Source organism: Synechococcus sp. WH 5701 (genome assembly GCF_000153045.1).
GTDB classification, from domain to species: domain Bacteria; phylum Cyanobacteriota; class Cyanobacteriia; order PCC-6307; family Cyanobiaceae; genus Regnicoccus_A; species Regnicoccus_A antarcticus.
Genome location: NZ_CH724162.1, coordinates 34658 through 36711, shown reverse-complemented (window position 1 = coordinate 36711; position 2054 = coordinate 34658). Strand labels below are relative to the sequence as shown.

Here is a 2054-nt window from a genome sequence, read left to right as displayed (position 1 = left end):
GACCGGCATCTAAGGCCTGCAAGATGTGGTCGGGATCAATCACCCTGCAGCTGCCCAGACCAGCTCTGGATTGTCAGAGAACAAGGGTCCTTTAGGACACCATCCCGGCGCAAGACCAGGGGCAGCAGGCGTTGGACCAACCCACTGCAACGCCGCCAGATGGTGCACCCAACGGCGAGCGATCCCAGTTTCGAAGGCGGTACTCACCATTCGATTGGGAACTCCAGATTGGATTTGCCGCAACAACGGCCTTGGATCCCCATCCACCGACGGACGCCGAACCTGCCAGCCAATCCAGCTGTTTCGGAGCTCGGGTCGATGCTCAAGTGATTCATCGAGGGCCACCGATCCGCGTTGGGCCAATTGCTCGAGCCCTTCGTGGTCAGTCACCGCCAACGGCTGCTCCAGCCAATCAAACCGCGACTCCTGCCGCAACCGCTCTAGCCAAACTCCTGCGGTCAAGCGATCCCACCCGCCATTGGCGTCCAACCGCAGCCTGGCGTTATGGGGAAGACGCACGAGAAGCTGCTCCAGCCAACGCTGTTCGCGTTCCGATGCCTCGGTGGCCACCTTCCACTTAAAGGTGAGCGCGTGGGATGGCGGGCAGTCGATGAGAACTTGATCCAATGCCATCAGCATCTGCTCGCCCGCTGGCAGGAGCTGAGCCGGGGGAGGCGCTTCCTGCCAAGGCTCGGACGACAAGTCCCCCACGAGTCCATCCAACTCGGCTAATGCTGCAGCTAAGCCAAAGCCAAGCGCCCCTGATGCTTGAGCAATCAAGGCCTCAAGCTGACCACGGCTCACCTCTCCAGGCAGTTCCTCCAACAGGGTTTGGCAGCGCAACCACTGCTCCGTTCGCAACGGCGCCACTTCCCCCCAACCCACGGCACCGGTATCGCCATCGCATAACCGCAGCAACCACCCGCGCCGCTCGAACAACACACCAGTAGCGGTCCTCAACGGTTGCAAGAGCGAAAAGCTAAAGGGACGCACCTGAAGCTGGATCGTCATCCCAACGGCCACAACGGTGCAAGGGCTAAGCCGAGGGCAAGCCCTAATCCATTCCAAGCCTGAAAGCGCAAGGCCAAGAATTTGCTGGTGCAGGTGCGCTGCGGCTGATTGTGATGTCGCCGCATTAAACGAATCAAAGCCCATCCAGCCGGCAAGCCCAAACCACTCAGCAGAGCCGTAGGCGGCCAATGGCCCAAGGCCACTGGCAACCACTCCAAGGTGAGGGTGAGGCCCACAAACCAAGGGATCAGCGCAGCCGCCCGTGCGGTCCCCAGGCGCACCACCGGTGAGCGCTTGCCATGGGCTGCGTCTTCCTCCACCTGATGGAAGTGGGAACAAAACAGCACCAACGAGGTGGCCAAGGCCGGCCCAGCTCCCAACACCAATGCAGATGTCCAAGGCACGTCCCCCACTCCAGCTGGAGCGAGCACCAACAGAGCTGCAGACGACGCCACCGGACCGAACGCCAACCAACAGAGCGGTTCCCCCAGCCCCTGGTAGCCCAAACGAAATGGCGGACCTTGGTAGACGTAGCCCAAGCCACAACTGAGCAACACCAGCAGCAACACGGCGGGATGGCTTCGCCAGGCCAGCCATCCCATCAAGCTCAAACCGAGCAGTAGGGATGCAGTTGACAGCCAAGCAATGCGATCCCGACGGCCGGTGAGATTCACAACCGAATGGGGCTTACCAACCGCATCCACTCCCGTATCGGCATCAAATAAATCGTTGCTCAGGTTCTCCCAAAGCAATAAAAGAATGGCGGCGAGCAAAAAACCGAAGAGCTGGTCCCAACGCAGAATTCCCTTAAAACCAAGCTGCCATCCAGCGGCCAAAAGGACCGGCATCACCGCAACCGAATACATCGGCCACTTGATCGCGGCCTTCCATAACGCCCGTCGTTGGGCGTAACGGGTTGCGACAGCCTGCGGCTCTTGCATGGGCAGGACCCGTGTCAACCAGGAGGAGGGCCCATACATTTGAGCAGTACCTCGGCCCAACGACGCAACAGATGTCTGCTGATCTGAGTTTCAGCAACCTGA

General features: G+C 60.3%; 2 protein-coding genes. Both read right to left on the bottom strand.

Annotation, left to right across the window (positions count from 1 at the left end; all coding sequences use genetic code 11):
* Positions 1-39: 39 nt before the first annotated feature.
* A complete protein-coding gene (locus WH5701_RS15490; RefSeq protein WP_006173513.1) occupies positions 40-1011 on the bottom strand; it encodes an o-succinylbenzoate synthase in 972 nt (323 codons plus the stop codon).
* Positions 1008-1952, bottom strand: coding sequence for a 2-carboxy-1,4-naphthoquinone phytyltransferase (gene menA, locus WH5701_RS15485; RefSeq protein WP_198002318.1), 945 nt, complete (start codon positions 1950-1952; stop codon positions 1008-1010). The genes WH5701_RS15490 and menA overlap by 4 nt, the downstream gene beginning before the upstream one ends.
* Positions 1953-2054: the final 102 nt, after the last annotated feature.

Bases quoted from the DNA above. Each gene is read 5' to 3' on its own strand.
- WH5701_RS15490 (WP_006173513.1), bottom strand. From the start codon at position 1,011: ATGACGATCCAGCTTCAGGTGCGTCCCTTTAGCTTTTCGCTCTTGCAA.
- menA (WP_198002318.1), bottom strand. From the start codon at position 1,952: ATGCAAGAGCCGCAGGCTGTCGCAACCCGTTACGCCCAACGACGGGCG.